This is a genomic window from uncultured Paracoccus sp., from assembly GCF_947496875.1.
GTDB lineage: Bacteria > Pseudomonadota > Alphaproteobacteria > Rhodobacterales > Rhodobacteraceae > Paracoccus.
The window spans coordinates 20779-36935 of record NZ_CANMEH010000010.1 but is presented as its reverse complement, the minus strand read 5'-3'; the positions used below and the strand labels follow the sequence as shown (position 1 = coordinate 36935).

General features: G+C 70.7%; 9 protein-coding genes. 6 read left to right on the top strand and 3 right to left on the bottom strand.

What is annotated here, in order from left to right; genetic code table 11:
- Window positions 1-23: 23 nt before the first annotated feature.
- Genes Q0938_RS12755 through Q0938_RS12745 form a run of 3 tightly spaced genes read right to left on the bottom strand, consistent with a single transcriptional unit; the run spans window position 24 to window position 4094 of the window.
- Window positions 24-2408, bottom strand: a complete 2385-nt coding sequence (locus Q0938_RS12755) for an ImcF-related family protein (protein WP_299362911.1) — start codon at window positions 2406-2408, stop codon at window positions 24-26.
- Window positions 2405-3316: a M15 family metallopeptidase gene (locus Q0938_RS12750; protein ID WP_299362909.1), complete on the bottom strand. Its 912-nt coding sequence runs from the start codon at window positions 3314-3316 to the stop codon at window positions 2405-2407. Before Q0938_RS12750 ends, Q0938_RS12755 begins: the two co-directional genes overlap by 4 nt.
- A 1-nt stretch (window position 3317) precedes the next feature.
- Window positions 3318-4094 carry a protein phosphatase 2C domain-containing protein gene (locus Q0938_RS12745; protein WP_299362907.1) on the bottom strand — a complete coding sequence of 259 codons (777 nt, stop codon included), beginning with the start codon at window positions 4092-4094 and terminating at the stop codon, window positions 3318-3320.
- 164 nt (window positions 4095-4258) lie between these two features.
- Between Q0938_RS12745 and Q0938_RS12740 the strand changes: the two genes are divergently transcribed.
- From Q0938_RS12740 to Q0938_RS12715, 6 genes are all read left to right on the top strand, one after another.
- Window positions 4259-4813 (top strand): OmpA family protein, encoded by a 555-nt coding sequence (locus Q0938_RS12740; protein WP_299362905.1) that lies wholly within the window; start codon window positions 4259-4261, stop codon window positions 4811-4813.
- 110 nt (window positions 4814-4923) lie between these two features.
- Window positions 4924-6666, top strand: coding sequence for a ShlB/FhaC/HecB family hemolysin secretion/activation protein (locus tag Q0938_RS12735; RefSeq protein ID WP_299362903.1), 1743 nt, complete (start codon window positions 4924-4926; stop codon window positions 6664-6666).
- Window positions 6623-12109 carry a filamentous hemagglutinin N-terminal domain-containing protein gene (locus tag Q0938_RS12730; RefSeq protein WP_299362900.1) on the top strand — a complete coding sequence of 1829 codons (5487 nt, stop codon included), beginning with the start codon at window positions 6623-6625 and terminating at the stop codon, window positions 12107-12109. Before Q0938_RS12735 ends, Q0938_RS12730 begins: the two co-directional genes overlap by 44 nt.
- Complete coding sequence (locus Q0938_RS12725) at window positions 12078-14039, top strand: caspase family protein (RefSeq protein ID WP_299362898.1); 1962 nt, start codon at window positions 12078-12080, stop codon at window positions 14037-14039. The genes Q0938_RS12730 and Q0938_RS12725 overlap by 32 nt, the downstream gene beginning before the upstream one ends.
- A gap of 425 nt (window positions 14040-14464) precedes the next feature.
- Complete coding sequence (locus Q0938_RS12720) at window positions 14465-14851, top strand: DUF2231 domain-containing protein (RefSeq protein WP_299362895.1); 387 nt, start codon at window positions 14465-14467, stop codon at window positions 14849-14851.
- The gene (locus Q0938_RS12715) at window positions 14848-16137 is read left to right on the top strand and encodes a sorbosone dehydrogenase family protein (protein WP_299362893.1); all 1290 of its coding nucleotides are present in this window, start codon (window positions 14848-14850) and stop codon (window positions 16135-16137) included. The genes Q0938_RS12720 and Q0938_RS12715 overlap by 4 nt, the downstream gene beginning before the upstream one ends.
- The last annotated feature ends 20 nt before the right edge of the window (window positions 16138-16157 follow it).

The following is a 16157-nucleotide window of genomic DNA, read 5'->3' as shown; positions in this document are numbered from 1 at the left end:
AAACCCGGCGGTATGGCGAATGATTACAACACCTGCGGGCAGGCCAGGCCGTCGGAGAGGCGCCGGGCGGACAGGGGATTGGCGGGACGGTCGAACGTCATCTCGAGGAACAGTCGGGCGCCGCCGGTCCGCAGGTCGATCAGAAAGCGCCTGCCGTCGTCGCGCTCGCGCAGGCGCAGCGGCGCCAGCAGGCGCAGCAGACCCCAAGGGCCGGGCTGGTCCAGCCGGGCGTCGCCGTCCGGGGTCGAGAAGCTGACGGCGATCCCCTCCCCCGGCCGGGGACCGGGCCAGTCGAACAGCAGCGGCTCGCCAGCCGCCCCGAGCGCCCCGCCCTGCCCGCCCAGAGTCAGCGTCGCGCGGCCGCGCTCGGCCAGCGCCGCCGCGGTGATCCGTGTCCCCGGCGCCAGCGCCGCCCCGACACGCAGCGCATGCTGCAGGAAAACGGGACTGGCCGGATCGAGACCCGACAGCCGCGCCTCGGGCTTCCAGCGCCACGGCTGCGCGTCGCGGTCCAGCAGGTCGGCGGCATGGGCCGCCAGAAAGCTGTCGACGGCGCCGCCGGGCCCGAGCAGGGCGGCGACTGCGGCCGGGTCGGCGTCCGGCCCGGGGGTGAACGGAAAACGGCCGGTCAGCGCCGGGGCGCAGAGCGGCAGCACCTGCACCTGCCAGGCGCGGGTCAGCGGGTTGGTCAGGTCGGCGACTTCGGCCGCGCCGCTCTCGGCCAGCGTGTCCTCGACCAGCCGCCCGATCAAGGGCGGCGCCTCGCGCAGGGCCCGGATCGAACGAACCCGCCCCTGCGCCGTGAGCATCCGGCGCTGCGCATCCGCCGCATCGCTGTCCATCACGCCCAGCGCCACGTTCAGTTCCGCAAACAGGGCGGCGATCCGTTCGATGCGACCGGTTTCGACATACTGGATTTCGGGACCGAAGCGGACCGCGATGGCCAGTTGCAGCGGATGAGGACGGGTGCGATCGGTGCCGCCTGCCTGCCGCCACACCTCGGCAATCAGCGCAGCCAGCGGCGAGTCCGCCTGCGCCAGCGCGCCCGAGACCAGCACCGCGCGCCGCCGGTCGTCGAACGACCGCAGCCGCAGGTCGGCGAGCCAATCCTCCCATCGGTCCAGCGTCGCGGTCTGCAGCAGCGCCATGACCTGATCGGGGCTGTCGTTGGCAACGGGCGGCGGATCGGAAAACAGCCGGTCCGCGGCACGCCGGGCCGCCTCGACCCCAAGGCCGGCACCCCGGTCGGCCGCCATCTCCCACCCCGCGGCCGTGTAGAGCCCCGGCAACGGTGTTCCGATCGGCTGCCCCGAGCGTCGCTCCGCAATCTCGGCCAACGCCGGGACCGCGTCGACCGGGACCCAGGGCGGCAGGGCCGCGGCCTGCGCAGATCGGCTCAGTTCCAGAAAGGCGCGGACCGGCTCGGGCGCTTCCGCGGCGAGTTCACGGGCCTGGGCCAGCAGGTCCGGGTCGGGCGGAGGCAGGGCGGCGGCGGGGCGGTCGGACAGCGCCAGCAGATGCGGCTCAAGGCCGGCAAGTCCCGGCTCGGCACCGGCGCGATCGGCAGCCCAGCCGGCCAGCCACGACGGTTGCCAGTCCATCGTCCCGGACAGGACCGCCCAGGCACGCAGCGTGTCATAGGCGGCCGCCGGCTCCCCCTCGCTCGCCAGCGCGCGCCCGATGGCAAGCGCCAGCACACGGGGCAGGTGGCGGGCCCGCAGATCGGCCACCGACACGGCCGCCCGGCTGGCCGCGTCCCGCCCCGTCAGCCATTTCCGGGGCCGCACCCGGACCTCTGCCATGCCCGCCGCCACCTGCCGGGCCGCCAGGTCCACGCGGTCGAGGCGGGCGGCAAGGTCGGAAAAAACCACGTCGCGATCCAGGCCGGCCGTGACCATCTCGGCGAAGAATACCTGTTCCAGCGCCCTTCCCTGCCGGGCCTCGACCCAGAACGCCCAGCCTGCAGCGGCCGCGATCCAGGCCGCGACCAGCACCGCGACCATCCCGCCCCAACCCGCCGGTGGGGTGCGGTCCAGCACGCGCCGGCGGGTAGCGACCCGGTCCAGACAATCGGTGATCAGCGCGCGGACAGGGTCCAGCCCCGGCCCGCCGCGCCGCAGGGTCTCCGCGAGTGTGACGCTGTCGATGGTCTCCAGGGACCCGGCCGCGCGCGCCCAGCCGGTCAGCGCGGGATTGGCTGCGCCCGCATCCTGCAGCAGCAGCGCCAGCGCGCCGCGGGCGGCCGCGACGGCGTCAGGCGGCAGGCCCTGGCGCAGCGCCTCGGTCTCGAAGCGATCGAGCAGCACCCTCGCCTGGGCCACCAGCCCGGCCACGCCCTCGGCCACGACCGGCAGGCGGTCGGCATAGGCCAGCACCGGCGCGGCCAGCCGGTCGACGGGGACGGTCACAGCCTGCCCTCGGCCTGCCACGTGCGCAGCGTCTCCTCGCCCACCTCGAAATGCATCGAATCCTCGCGACTGTTATAGGCGGCGCCCCAGAACCAGCCCTCCTCGTTGAAATACTCGGCCAGGATCAGCAGGCCGAACTGCGTGCCGCCATCCGCGAACGGGTCCAGCTGCCCTTCCAGGGTGAGATCGATCGCCGTTCCCCAGGAATGGTTCGAGATGGATCGTGTCGAACCGCGGATGAACCGCGCGCACAGCGCGCCGGCCGTGCCCAGCTTGGCATGGATGTCGGGATCGCTGTCCTTCAGCCGGTCCAGCACCCGCTGCAGGCTGTCCAGCGCGGGGACCAGCATGGTGACCCGGATCGGGCCGACCTGCCGGGTCTCCAGCAGCGCCCTGAGCCGCGGGTTGGTCACCGGCTGGCAGGTCGTGTCATAGCTGTCGCGCGGCTGGCCCAGGATCTCGATCATGGTGGCGTTGCGGGGCTGGGTAATCCCCTTGTTGAACCGGGCCTTGGCAAGCTTCATCTGTTCGGTCAGCGCCTCGGTTGGCGGCTGTTCGAAATCCTCGGCGCCCAGATCGACGGCCGGCGGGGGCAGCGCCGCGGGCGCGACCGGCGCACGGTTGGCCACCAGGCTGAAATCGTCGCGCAGCTGCGCCAGATCGGCGCGCAGGCCCTGGCGTTCGGTCATGGCTTCGGCAAGATCCTCGCGCAGGGCGGCGATCTCCGCCTCCTGTCGGCTCAGGCGCAGTTCGGTGCTCTGGTCGGCGCTGTCCAGCAGCCACGTCGTGACCGCGAAGGCGATGGCCCCGACGACCACGCCGATCGCGACGATGATCGGGGCGACCAGGGTGCCGCCGCCGGCCGGGCGCGGCGCAGGGCGGGCCGGCACGGCAGGACGGCGCCCCATCTCATGCCGCCATGATGTCGATGACGATGACGGACACGTTGTCGGGCGCGCCCTCGTCCAGCGTCCGGCGCAGCAGCCGGGCACAGGCCGCGTCGGCCGGCGTTCCCGCCTCGGGGGCGGTGGCGGGCAGCGTCGCCTGCAGCGCCTCGGCCAGGGCCGCGTCCGGCAGCACATGCGTCAGCCCGTCCGAGCAGAGCAGCAGCCGGTCCCCCGCCTCCAGCGCCAGTGCCGTGAACTCGGCCTGCGCCCCTGTCCCGACGGCGCGCGTGACGATGTTGCCCTGCGCATGGGTGCGTGCCGCCGCCTCGGTCAGCCTGCCCGCATCGACCATTTCCTGGACGACCGAATGGTCGCGGGTCAGCCGGACGAACTGGCCCCGGCGCAGCAGATAGGCCCGCGCGTCCCCAGCCCAGGCCAGGGTCGCCTGTCCCTCCCGGATAACAACCGCCACCGCCGTGGCGCCGGTCACCACCCCTTCGGACCGCCCCCGCGCCCGGATGTCGGCATCGGCGCGGGCCAGCCGCGCCGCCAGCGCCGGTGCCGCCTCCTCATCGTCGCGGATCGTGTCCAGCGCGTCGATCACCCGTTCGGACGCATAGGCACCGAGTGCATGGCCGCCCATGCCATCGGCGACCGCCCAGAGCCGGCCGGTGGGATCGACCAGGATCGCATCCTCATTGCCGGCGCGGACCCGGCCCCGATGGGTCAGCCCTGCCCCCCTGGCCCGCAATCCGCGCGATGCGGACCCGCCATTCACTGGATGATGGTTCGCAGGCAAGGCGACGCTACCCCGACCAGGACGGATCGATTGAATCCAAGCGCATTCTAGCGTAAAATACCCTCATAGGGACGCAGATTTTCAGGGTGGTTCCCGTGTCTTGGCGTTGTCGCGCGTTATCCGTCATCCTTTGCCTTCTCGCCGTGCCGGTTGCCGCACAGGAGTTGACCGAGGAGCAGATCCTGCAGCGCTTCGAGGCGCAGCGGGACATGTACCGCGCCACGCTGGGCGGTCAGAAGACCCGCGGGCTGGACATGGTGGTCGTGCCGCCCCCCGACACCGCACCCGCAACGGTGCCGGTGGCAGAGGCGGCGCGCGGGGACACGACACAGGCTGCGGCCCAGGCTGCGGGCGAGACCGTGACGTTCGGCCAGTTCGCACCCGAGCTTCAGGTCAACGTCGCCATCCGCTTTGCCTTTGATTCGGCCAGCATTGCCCCCGACCAGAGGCCGGCGCTGGAGAAGATGTGCTCGGTCATGCGGCAGTCCGACATCGCCCTGTTTCGCATCGTCGGCCACACCGATGCGCTCGGCAGCGACAGCTATAACGAGAACCTGTCCCGGCTGCGGGCCGAGGAGGTGCGGCGCTGGCTGATGCGGGATTGCGGCATCGCCGCGTCCCGGCTCGAGGCCCTGGGAATGGGCAAGCGGTTTCTGGCGAACCCCGTCGAGCCGGCGGCTGCCGAGAACCGCCGCGTCGAGTTCCAGGCGCTGAGCTGAGCCGGCCGCCCAGGGGTGCGCCACGGCCCGTATGGCCCAGTAAACATTATGCCCCGCGCGGGAATCGTGGTAACCTCAGCGTTACCGACAGGCGAGGGGAGGCAGGTAACGTGGCTTTCGCGACAAGCGGTCTTCGCCCGTCCCGATCGACCCTGCTCGGGGGCCTTGCCGTCGCGGCTCTGGTGGCCGGCACGGCGCTGGCACAGACCGCCGGGCAGATCACCGAGGACAGCTATCAGCCGCCGATGCAGCGGATGACCGGCTTGCTGGTCTTCAGCGGCGAGCCCGGGCTGGCGCCGCCGCCGGGGGCCGAAGGGCTTTCGATCCGGCTGTCCGATGTGGCGGTCGAGGGCGCCCTGCCCGGCAGCGACGCCGAGGTCGCGGCCCTGCGGGCGCGGCTGACCGGCAAGCGGATCGCCGTGTCCGAGATCTTTGCCGCCGCATCGGAGCTGGAGGCCGCCTATGCCCGCATGGGCTATGTGCTGGCGCGCGTCGTCATACCCGAACAGACGCTGGAAGATGGCGGACCGCTGCGCCTGACGGTGGTGAACGGCTATGTCGAACGGGTCGACGCGAGTTCGGCGCCGGCGCCGCTGCGCACCCGGCTGGAGGCGATGACCGCACCGCTGGTCGACCGGCCGTCGCTGCGCCTGCCGGACATCGAGCGGCGGCTGCTGCTGGCCGGCGACATGTTCGGCGTGGCGCTGGGTTCGGCGCTGTCGACGGGCGCCCGCCCCGGCGGCACCGTGGTGATCCTGAACCCGCAATTCCGGTCGATCACCGGCTTCTTCGGTCTGGACAACAGCTTTTCCAAGGATCTGGGGCGGCTGAACTTCAGCTCGGGCCTGGAATTCAACAACCATCTTGGCTGGGGCGAGGTGTTCTATGTCCGCGCATCCGGGCACCCCGGACTCGGCTCGGACAGCTATTTCAGCGACGGACCGAAACTGCGCACCCTTGCCGGGGGCGCGGTCTTTCCGATGGGCCACGACGGTCTGACCTTCGGGGTCGAGGCGGCCAATTCCAGGACGGGGCCCGACACGGACGGCATCGCCTCGGATTCCGATTTCGACCGGCTCTCGTTCCGGCTGTACTATCCGGTGGTCCGCTCGGTCCGGCGCAACATCGCGGTCACGGCGGCGCTGGACATGCAGAGCGACCGGCAGGATCTGGACACGATCGCGGGCGATTTCCAGCTCTACAAGGATCGGACCCGCGTCCTCCGCCTGACCGGCGAGGGGACGTGGGAACTGTCGGACAACAGCGCGTTCCGGGTCGGGTCGACCCTGTCGGTCGGGCTGGACGGGCTGGGCGCCCGGTCGGCCAGCGACGCGACCCCGAACCTGCCGCTGTCGCGCCAAGGGGCGGACGCGGATTTCCAGAAGCTGGAGCTGTCCTTCAGCTATAACCGCGGCTTTCGTCAGGACTGGAGCCTGACCCTCGCCGGGCAGGCGCAGACCTCGTTCGGCACGCCCCTGCTGTCCAGCGAACAGTTCGGCATCGCCTCGACCGAAGGGCTGTCCGCCTTCGACCTGGGAACCGTCACCGGCGATTCCGGCTGGTTCGTGCGCAGCGAGGTGGCCCGCAACATCCCGGTGCGGCGGGCCGGCCGGCCGCTGATCGTCAGCCCCTATCTGTTCGCCGCCGTGGGGGCGGTCGATCTGGAAAACCCAACCGCGGACGAGGCCTCCCGCGTCGGTGCCAGTTCCTTTGGTCTTGGCGTCGATCTGAACCTCGTCCGCGACCCGAACTATTCGTCTGCATCCGTCAGGTTCGAATACGGCATAGGGAACAGGGACGATGGTCAGGATGACCCGGAACGTTTCACGATCGTCAGCTCCTACCGCTTCTAGATCGGGGCGGCGCCTGTGGGCCGCATTGCTGGCCTGCAGCGCGCTGGTCCCGGGCGCCAGTGCCGCACAGTCACTGCCCACCGATCCCAGCATCGTCGGCGGCAAGGCCACCATCACCTCCCCCCGCCCCGACGACATGCGCGTCGAGCAGCATAGCAGCCGCGCCATCGTCAACTGGACCAGCTTCGGCATCGGCGCGGGCGCCTCGGTCCGGGTGAACCAGCCGGGGCGCGACTCGGCGCTGCTGAACCGCGTGACCGGCGACCGCCCGACCCGGATCGACGGGTTCCTGGGCGCGAACGGCCAGGTCTTCGTGGTCAACCGCAATGGCATCGTGGTCGGCCGCGAGGGGCGGGTCGCGACCGGGGGCTTCGTCGGCTCGTCCCTGGACATCACCAACGACGATTTCATGGCCGGCCGGCTGCGGTTTTCGGGGGACCGGCCGGGACGCGTGGCGAATGAGGGCCGCATCGACATCATCCCGGGCGGCTATGCGGCGCTGCTGGGCGGCCAGGTCAGCAATTCCGGGGTGATCCGGGTGCCGCTGGGGTCGGTCGGCATGGGCGCGGGGCGGCGGGCCACCCTGAACCTGAGCGGCAACGACTTCCTGTCGGTGGCGCTGCCGCCCGAGCAGAGCGACGAGCTGCAGGCGCTGGCCGAACAGCGGGGCCTGATCTCGGCCGATGGCGGCACCATCGAGATCAAGGCCGCGACCGCCCGCAACGCCGCGCGCAACGCGATCAACCTGTCCGGGGTGACGGAGGCACGCACCGTATCCGGCCGGTCCGGCCGGGTGGTCCTGGGCGGCGGCGGTGGCGGCAAGGTCCGGGTGACCGGCAAGGTTCGCACCACCGGCACCCGCCAGGTGGCGGCGCCCTCGGCCCCCCGGGTGACCCGCTCGTCGCCGCCGGTGGCAAAGCCCCAACGCGGCGGCGAGATCGCCATCACCGGCCACCGGATCGAACTGGCCGGCGCGGTTCTGGATGCCAGCGGAACCGGCGGCGGCGGCCTGATCCGCATCGGCGGCGACTACCAGGGCAAGGGGTCCCTGCCGACCGCGCATTCCACGCTGCTGGATGCGGGGACCCGCGTCGTCGCCGACGGGATCGGCCATGCCGATGGCGGCCGGATCATCGTCTGGTCGGACGTGCTGACCGGGTTCGGCGGCAGCGTCTCGGTGCGCGGCGGCGCGGCGGGGGGGAATGGCGGCTTCGCCGAGATTTCCAGCAAGGGCGATCTGGCCATCCGCAGTTCGGACGTGTTCCTGGCCGCCCCCGAGGGGCAGCCCGGGGCGGTGCTGTTCGACCCGCAGGATTTCCGGATTGTCGACGAGGCCACCTTCAATGCGGACGATCCCACGCACGTCCTGGTCGATGAGATCACCAAGATGCTCGAGGGAGAGGGCCGCTACATCCTCTCGACCGAGGGCGACGGCGACGATGTGGGCAACATCGTGGTCGACACCCGGCTGGAGTTCACCTTCCCGACCGGTCCGGCCCTCAACTTGCTCGAACTGATCGCCTCGAACGACATTCTGATCAACGACCCGATGTCCTGGGGCGGACCGGGCGAGGTGTCGCTGCGCGCGGGGCGCGACATCACCACTGACGCCGCCCTGAGCTGGAGCGGCACCGGCGGACTGACGATGACCTCGAAGCGCGATATCACCGTCGGCGGAGACTTGGTTTGGAGTGGGAGCAACGGACTGGTTTCCGCTGAGCGCCGCTTCCGGCTGACCGGCGCGTCGGAATGGTGGCAGAACGCCGCGACACTGCCCGCATTTTCCGCCGCCGATTTTGGCATCGGCACAGACGCCGGTTTCCTGCGCGCGTCGGGCGGGTCCGGGACGCCCGCAGACCCCTACGTGATCTCGGACCTGTACGGCCTGCAGGGCATCGGCTCGGCGGGCTACGCAGGCGCGCATTACACGCTCGGCGCCGATATTGCCGCCGGCGGCACGCGCGGGTGGAACTTCGGCGCGGGGTTCCGGCCGATCGGCACGTCCGAGATCCCGTTCAGCGGCAGCCTTGACGGCGCGAACCATGCGATCACGGACCTCGCCCAGACCACCTTCGCCGGCGAGGGCGGGGTGTTCGGCGTGACCGGTGGCGCCGCGATCGCAAACCTGCGCCTGCTCGACATCGACCTGCGGTCGGACAACGCCTTTTCACCCACCGTCGGCGGCCTGGTGGGCCGCAGCATCGCGGCGGACAGCCCGAATGTCATCGAGAACATCCTCGTCACCGGCAGCATCACGGCCGACATGGGCGAGGTGATCGGCAGCACCTTCGGCGGAATCGCCGGGGCGTTCGGGGACGGCCGCATCAGCAACGTGGAATCGCAGGTTGCGCTGTCGCTGTCGGGTGAGGCCTTCGAGTCGGGCGACGACCTTCTGGTCGGCGGGGTCCTGGGCAGTTCCCTGGGCGGGCTGACGATCGAGACCAGCCGCTATGCCGGCACCATCGCCTCTGCCTTCGAGGGACTGACGGGTGCCGAGGCCCCGATTTCCGTGATCGGCGGCCTTGCCGGATCGACCGACAGCGGGGACATCGTCCGCAATGCGACGGCACAGAGCGTGATCAGCCAGACGGGCGACGGCTATTGGGTCATCGGGGGGCTGGTCGGGGTGAACGACGCCACGCTGGACGCCGTCTCGGCGGCCGGTTCGATTACTGTCACCCAGCAGCCGACCGAGGGAACCCGCGCGCTCGCCGTGGGCGGGCTCGCCGGGCTGAACCTTGGGGCGATCACGCGATCCTCCGCCGACATGGCCATCGACCTGGACACCGTGGGGCTCGTGCAGGCCGGGGGGCTGGTGGGAGCCAATCCGGGAACCGTCGCCGCCTCCTTTGCCACCGGGTCGCTTGGCCTGCGCCTTGCCGACCTGCGCGAGTTCCCGACCGCCGCCGCGGTCGGCGGGCTGGCCGGCACCAATGCGGGCGCCCTGACCGACGTTCATGCCACGACGTCGGTCGCGCTGTCGGGGAACGGTCCGATGCTGGGGGGCGGCCTGGCGGGCCAGAACGGCGGCGAAATCGCTCGGGCCCGCGCATCCGGCAGCGTGACCGCCACGCTGGCCGAGGGTGACGATTCCTCGACGCTCGGCGGGCTCGTCGGCACCAACCTGGGCGACATCACCGATGCCTATTCGCTGGCGCCGGTCACTTTCAGCGGCACCGGGGCTGCCGCTGTCGCCGGGCTGGTCGCCTCCAATCTGGGCAGCATCACCAACTCCTATGCTGCCGGGCCGGTCGCCACCGACGGCGCAACCGGGTCGCTGCAGCAGGGTGGCCTGGTGGCCACCGACGACGACGGCGAGACCCCCGGCACGGTGACCCTGTCGTTCTGGGACCGCGACGCGACCGGCCAGTCGGCCTCTGCCGGCGGCACCCCGCTGAGCACCGCCCAGTTGCAGGATACCGACGGCTTCGTGGTCCGCGCTGCGGGATGGGACTTCGAAACCACCTGGGCGCCGGGCGAGACCGGCAGCTACCCTCGCCTCTACAGCATCGACCCCGTGCTGTGGGCGGTGCCGGACCCGGTGACGGTGACCTATGGCGACGCGTTGCCCGCGGCGTCCGGGACGGTCCGGGGGGTGGGCCGCTACCTCTTCGCCGCGGCGGGCGACACGCCGTCGGTCGCGGGAATCTTTCGCCTGCCAGACGCGCGGGACGCCGGGACCTACGCGATCGGAACCGCGGACTCCGTCACCTCGCCGGGCGGGCTGACCTATGACATCGTCGCGGCGGCGGCCGACCTCACGATCGACCGCGCGCCACTGATTGTCGCGGCGCGCGACGTGACGAAGACCTACGGGATCGCCCGCGCCTTCTCGAGCGCCGACGTGACCCTGACGGGCCTGCGGTATGACAACGCGCTGTCGTCGGTGCAGCTGACCAGCGACGGTGCGGCCGCAGGGGCATGGGTCGCCGGCTCGCCCTATGCGATCACCGCCACCGATGCGGCGATCGCGGGCTTGGGCGGCGATGTCACCCGGAACTATGTCCTGAACTATGAGCCCGGCGCGCTCGACGTCACGCCGCGCGACCTCACCATCCGTGCCCGGGATCTGACGAAGCCCTATGGGCTCGAACGCAGATTCTCGTTTGTCGACGTGACCCTCACCGGACTGCAGAACCAGGATGTCCTGTCCGCAATTCGGCTGACCAGTGAGGGCGCCCCGGCAGCGGCCGGGGTGGCAGGTTCGCCCTATGCGATCACCGCCAGCGATGCCATAATCGCTGGCCAGGGCGGCGATGCAACCCCGAACTATGTCCTGAGCTATGAGCCAGGCGCACTTGACGTCACGCCGCGCGACCTCACCGTCCTTGCCCGGGACGTGACGAAGCCCTACGGGCTCGAACGCAGATTCTCGATTGCCGACGTGACCCTCACCGGACTGCAGAACCAAGACGCCCTCTCGTCGGTGCAGCTGACCAGCGACGGTGCCGCCGCAGGGGCATGGGTCGCGGGCTCGCCCTATGCGATCACCGCCAGCGATGCGGCGATCGCGGGCCTGGGCGGCGATGTCACCCGGAACTATATCCTGAGCTACGAGCCCGGCGCGCTCGACGTCACGCCGCGCAGCATCACCATTGGCGCGCAGGACACGGCCAGCCGCTTCCCCCTGACGCCGCTGCTGGACTGGCGCCTCGTCTCCGGCGAGCTGGCGCCGTTCGACCGGATTTCCAGCGTGCTGCTGACCAGCGGCGGAACCGCCGGCAGCCCACCCGGCCTGTATCCGATCCGCGCATCCGACGCCGCGATGGATGGCGGCGCCGAGGCGAACTACATCATCTCCTATGTGCCGGGGACGTTGCAGATCCTGCGCCCGCCCGCGACATCGGATCAAGCACGCCCGCCCCAGACGGCCCCGCCGATCATCCTGCCCAATCCGCCGGACCGGATCGTGTTCGCGGCCGCCCCCGCCAGCCAGCTCTCCGGAAGCCGCGGGCTGCCGACCGTTGCCGATCCGCAGGACGGTCTGTCGCGTCTGATCGCCGTATCCGAGGAAGTCGGGACGATGATCGACGCCTGCAGCCAGCACGAAGGCCAGACAGAGGACATGCTGGCCTGCCTGTCCCGCGCCCTCGACCGCTATTCCAGCGCGCTGGACGAGCTGTCGGCCGACCTGCCGCCGTCGATGCAGACGGTGTCGGCCATCCTGCGCCGTGCCAGCGCGGATATCGGCGTGGCGCGCAACCGGGCCCTGGACCGCCTTGCCGGCGCCCGGACCGACGACCAGCGCCGGGCCATCCGCCAGCAGGCCCTGACCGAGGCGCGCCAGGTCATGGCCACGGCACGAACCGAGATCGTCAAGCAGATCGAACTGCTGCGGGTCGAGGACCCCGAACTGGCCCGGGCCCATGCAAGGCAGGAAGGCATCATCCTCGCCACCGTCGAAAAAGCCGATGCGACGCTTGCACGCGCGGTCGGGCTGTAGGCCCGGGCGCATCCTCTCCGCGGTTTTCGCGGCCGTCGTCGCGGTCCTGCTGCTGGGCGGACAGGCCGCCGCCTCGCCGCGCGTGGCGCTGGTCATCGGAAACGCCGCCTATGCCAGCGTGCCGACGCTGGACAACACGGTCAACGATGCCAACGACATGGCGGCAACGCTGAGCGACCTCGGCTTCGAGGTGCTGCTGGGCATCGACCGCACCCGGCAGCAGATGGAGGAGATGATCGCCGGTTTCGCGGCCGCCGCCAGGGACGCGGATGTGGCGCTGTTCTTCTATGCCGGGCACGCCTTCCAGATCGCGGACCGCAACTATCTGGTGCCGCTCGACTTCCGGATGGCACAGCCGGGGGAGGCGATCGCCCAGACGGTGCGGCTGGCCGGCGTGCTGGACATCATGTCCGCGGCCCCGGGGTTGAAGATCGTGCTGCTGGACGCCTGCCGCGACAACCCGCTGCGCCTGCCCGATGCCGATGGCCTTGCCCGCGTCGGCAGCGCGGCGGATTTCCTGATCGCCTATGCGACCCAGCCCGACGCCGTGGCCTTCGACGGCGAGGGGCGCAACGGCACCTTCACCGAAGCGCTGCTGAGCCACATCAGGACCCCGGCGCAGGACATCAGCGAGATGATGATTTCGGTGCGCAAGGACGTGATGGCGCGGACTGGGGGGCAGCAGATCCCGTGGGAAAACTCCTCGCTGACCCGGCAATTCCGCTTTGACGCGGGTCCGCCGACCGCCACGCCTGAAACCATCCTGTACCAGGTCGCGGCGCGCACCGTCGATCCCGCGCTGCTGCGGCTGTATGTCGAGCGCTATCCCGGTGGCACCCATGTCGGCGAGGTGCTGGCCCTGCTGTCGGGCGATCCGGGCGATCTGATGACCGCGCGCCGCAGCATGAGCCCCGACCAGGACGACGGCGAGCAGCTCTGGCAGCTGGCGCAGCGCACCCGGCTGCCGCCCTTGTTCGAGAGCTACGTGGGCAGCTATCCCGAGGGTCCGCACGCCGCCGCGGCACGCCGGACGCTGGCCGAGCTGTCGTCCGAGGCGCCGCCCGGCCCAGCGCGGCGCTGCGAATTGCTGGCCACCCATCCACGAGACGGCACCGAGACGACCCCGGGCGTTCCCTTCGAACTGCTGGCCCGCAATGCGGTAGAGGCGATGGCAGCCTGCGAGGCGGCGATGCGCCTCGACCCGCGCCAGGCGAAATACGAGGCCCTGCTGGCGCGGGCCTGCGCGGCGGCCGGTCTGCGCGAACGGGCAGTGACGTTGTATTCCAGCGCGGCAGACCGGGGTGACCTGCGGGCCATGGTCAGCCTTGCCCTGCTGAAGGAAACCGGCGACGGCGTGGCGCCGGACCCGGATGGGGCGCGCGCCCTGTATGAACGTGCCGCCGCCGCCGGCAGCCCGGATGCGGCGATCAACTTGGCGGTGACGCTGCTGGAGGGGGCGGGACAGCAGGACACCGCCGACCACGCGCGGGGGATCGCCCTGATGCAGCAGGCCTCGGCGGCGGGTTCTGCCATTGCCACCTTCAACCTGGGGGTGCTGGCGCAGGACGGCCAGTTCGGCGTTCCGGGCGATGCCCGCGCCCTGTTCGAACGCGCCGCACGCGAGGGCGAGCCGCGCGGCCATCGCGCGGCGGCGGTGCTGCTGGACGAGGGCCGCGGCGTTCCGCGCAACCCGTCGCAGGCGGCGGTCCAGATCCTGCTGGGAGTGGCCTCGGACGACGGCAGCCTGCTGCGTGAACTCGCCGAACAGGGGCAGGACTGGAGCCGCGACACCCTGGTGTCGCTTCAACAGCGCCTGGCGGCCGCCGGGCTTTTCGAGGGCGAGGCGGATGGCCATTCTGGCCCCGCCCTGAATCGGGCGCTGGTCGCCTGGCGCAACGGCGGTTTCGACGCGGCGGTGCTGTCGGGGTGATCAGGTACCGGAACCGGCAGAGCAGCTGTCGCCATGCGATACGGCCGGACCCTTCCGCCATGTGCGAGTGGGTCCCGTTCGATCGGATATCTGGCGCGAACTGAGCGAGCGGGTCGGCGCCGGCGTGAGGACTGCTGGGTTTCGCCGGAATCGAACTGGATGGTCCCGCCCCCTGCCCACACCTGCCAGTCCCGTGCGCGACGATCAGGCGCCCAGCGGATCGTCGCTGACCGCCGGCACCTGTGCCTGCAGCCGGGCACGCTGCAAGTCCCGACGAAATCCCGGTAGTTGCGAAACCGCAGAGGCCCCGGGTGCGTTCGCACAGGGAGGAGGCGCCCGGTGCAGGACGCCAGGCAAGTTCAATCGAGAGAGGAGACGCCTTGGCTTTCACGTCCGACCTGGGGCCGCTTCGTCCGATTCACCCGTTGCACGCGCTTCTGCTCGCGTTTCCATTTCCCTTGTTCCTCGGCGCGCTGGTCAGCGACATCGCCTATTGGCGGACCTACCAGATCCAGTGGTCCAACTTCTCGCAGTGGCTTATCGCGGGCGGCTTGATGGTCGGCGGCTTGGCGCTGCTCTGGGCGCTGGTCAACCTGTTCCGGGGCGGCACGGGCCGCAACCGTCGCCCGATCATCTATTTCGTCCTGCTGCTCGCGACGTGGGCGGTGGGCCTTGTCAATGCGCTCGTTCATTCCGCGGATGCATGGGCGACCATGCCCGAAGGTCTGTGGCTGTCGGTGGTGGCGACGCTTCTGGCGCTCGCGGCCTTCTGGGTGGGCCATTCCGGCAGCAGCAGCGAGGAGATCGGATGATGCGCGGATTCCTGATGATCGCCGCGGCAGCGACGCTGCCCCTCACGGCCTCCGCGCAGCCTGCCCCGCCGGATTATGGCCCCGACCCGCAGTTGCCGGAGCCCAGCCGCGGACTGCTGCCGTCGATGGTTGTCCCGCGCCCGGCGATGTGGGGCGACGACCTGCCGACCGTCCCAGAGGGCTACACGATCACCCCCATTGCCACGGACCTGCGCGTCCCGCGCCAGACGCTCCTGCTGCCGAATGGTGACATTCTGGTCGCCGAAGGGTCGGGTGGCGGCGCCCCCGCCCTGCGGCCCAAGGACATCATCGCGAGCTTCATCAAGAGCTTGGGGAAAAGCCCAGTCGAGGGCGGCGATCGCCTGACCCTGCTGCGCGACGGCGACGGCGACGGGGTCTACGAAACCCAGGGGGTATTTGCCGAAAACCTGAATGCCCCCTACGGTCTGGCGCTGGTGGATGGCGGGCTCTACGTGGCCAACCAGGACGCGGTGGTGCGCTTCGACTATGCCGACGGCCAGACGCAGGCGAGCGGCGAGCCTACGACGCTGACGAAACTGCCGTCCACCGTCAATCATCACTGGACCAAGGCGATGACCGCCAGCGCCGACGGGCGGTTCCTGTACGTCGGCATCGGTTCGAACAGCAACATCACGGAACGCGGCCTTGAGGTCGAGGAAGACCGCGCCATGATCTGGGAAATCGATGTCGAGACCGGGGCGCACCGGCCCTATGCCACAGGCCTGCGCAACCCCACCGCGATGGCCATCCAGCCGGGAACGGGGCAGCTGTGGACGGTCGTGAACGAACGCGACGAGATCGGCCCGAACCTCGTCCCCGACTACCTGACGGCGGTGCAGGACGGCGGGTTCTACGGCTGGCCCTACAGCTATTGGGGCCAGAACGTGGACCCGCGTGCGCAGCCGCAGGACCCGGAAAAGGTCGCCTCTGCCATCCGTCCCGACTACAGCCTCGGCTCGCACGTGGCGGCACTGGGCGTGGCGTTTTCCGTCCCCGAGATGGGGCCTCAATTCGCCGAGGGCGTGTTCATCGGCGAGCACGGCAGCTGGAACCGCAGCCCGCCCGTCGGCTACCGCGTCACCTTCGTGCCGTTCGAGGACGGGCGCCCGTCGGGCGATCCGGTCGATTTCGTGACCGGCTTCCTGGTCGACGATGACAACACGCGCGGTCGCCCCGTCGGGGTGACGGTCGACCCGCGCGGCGCGCTGATCGTCGCGGACGACCTGTCGAACACGATCTGGCGGGTCACGCCGACCCGCCCCTGAGCGCGGTGGGCGTTTTCGGA

Coding starts and splice junctions, on each gene's coding strand:
- Q0938_RS12750 (WP_299362909.1), bottom strand. CDS start 3,316: ATGGGGCGCCGTCCTGCCGTGCCGGCCCGCCCTGCGCCGCGCCCGGCC.
- Q0938_RS12730 (WP_299362900.1), top strand. CDS start 6,623: ATGACCCGGAACGTTTCACGATCGTCAGCTCCTACCGCTTCTAGATCG.
- Q0938_RS12725 (WP_299362898.1), top strand. CDS start 12,078: ATGCGACGCTTGCACGCGCGGTCGGGCTGTAGGCCCGGGCGCATCCTC.
- Q0938_RS12715 (WP_299362893.1), top strand. CDS start 14,848: ATGATGCGCGGATTCCTGATGATCGCCGCGGCAGCGACGCTGCCCCTC.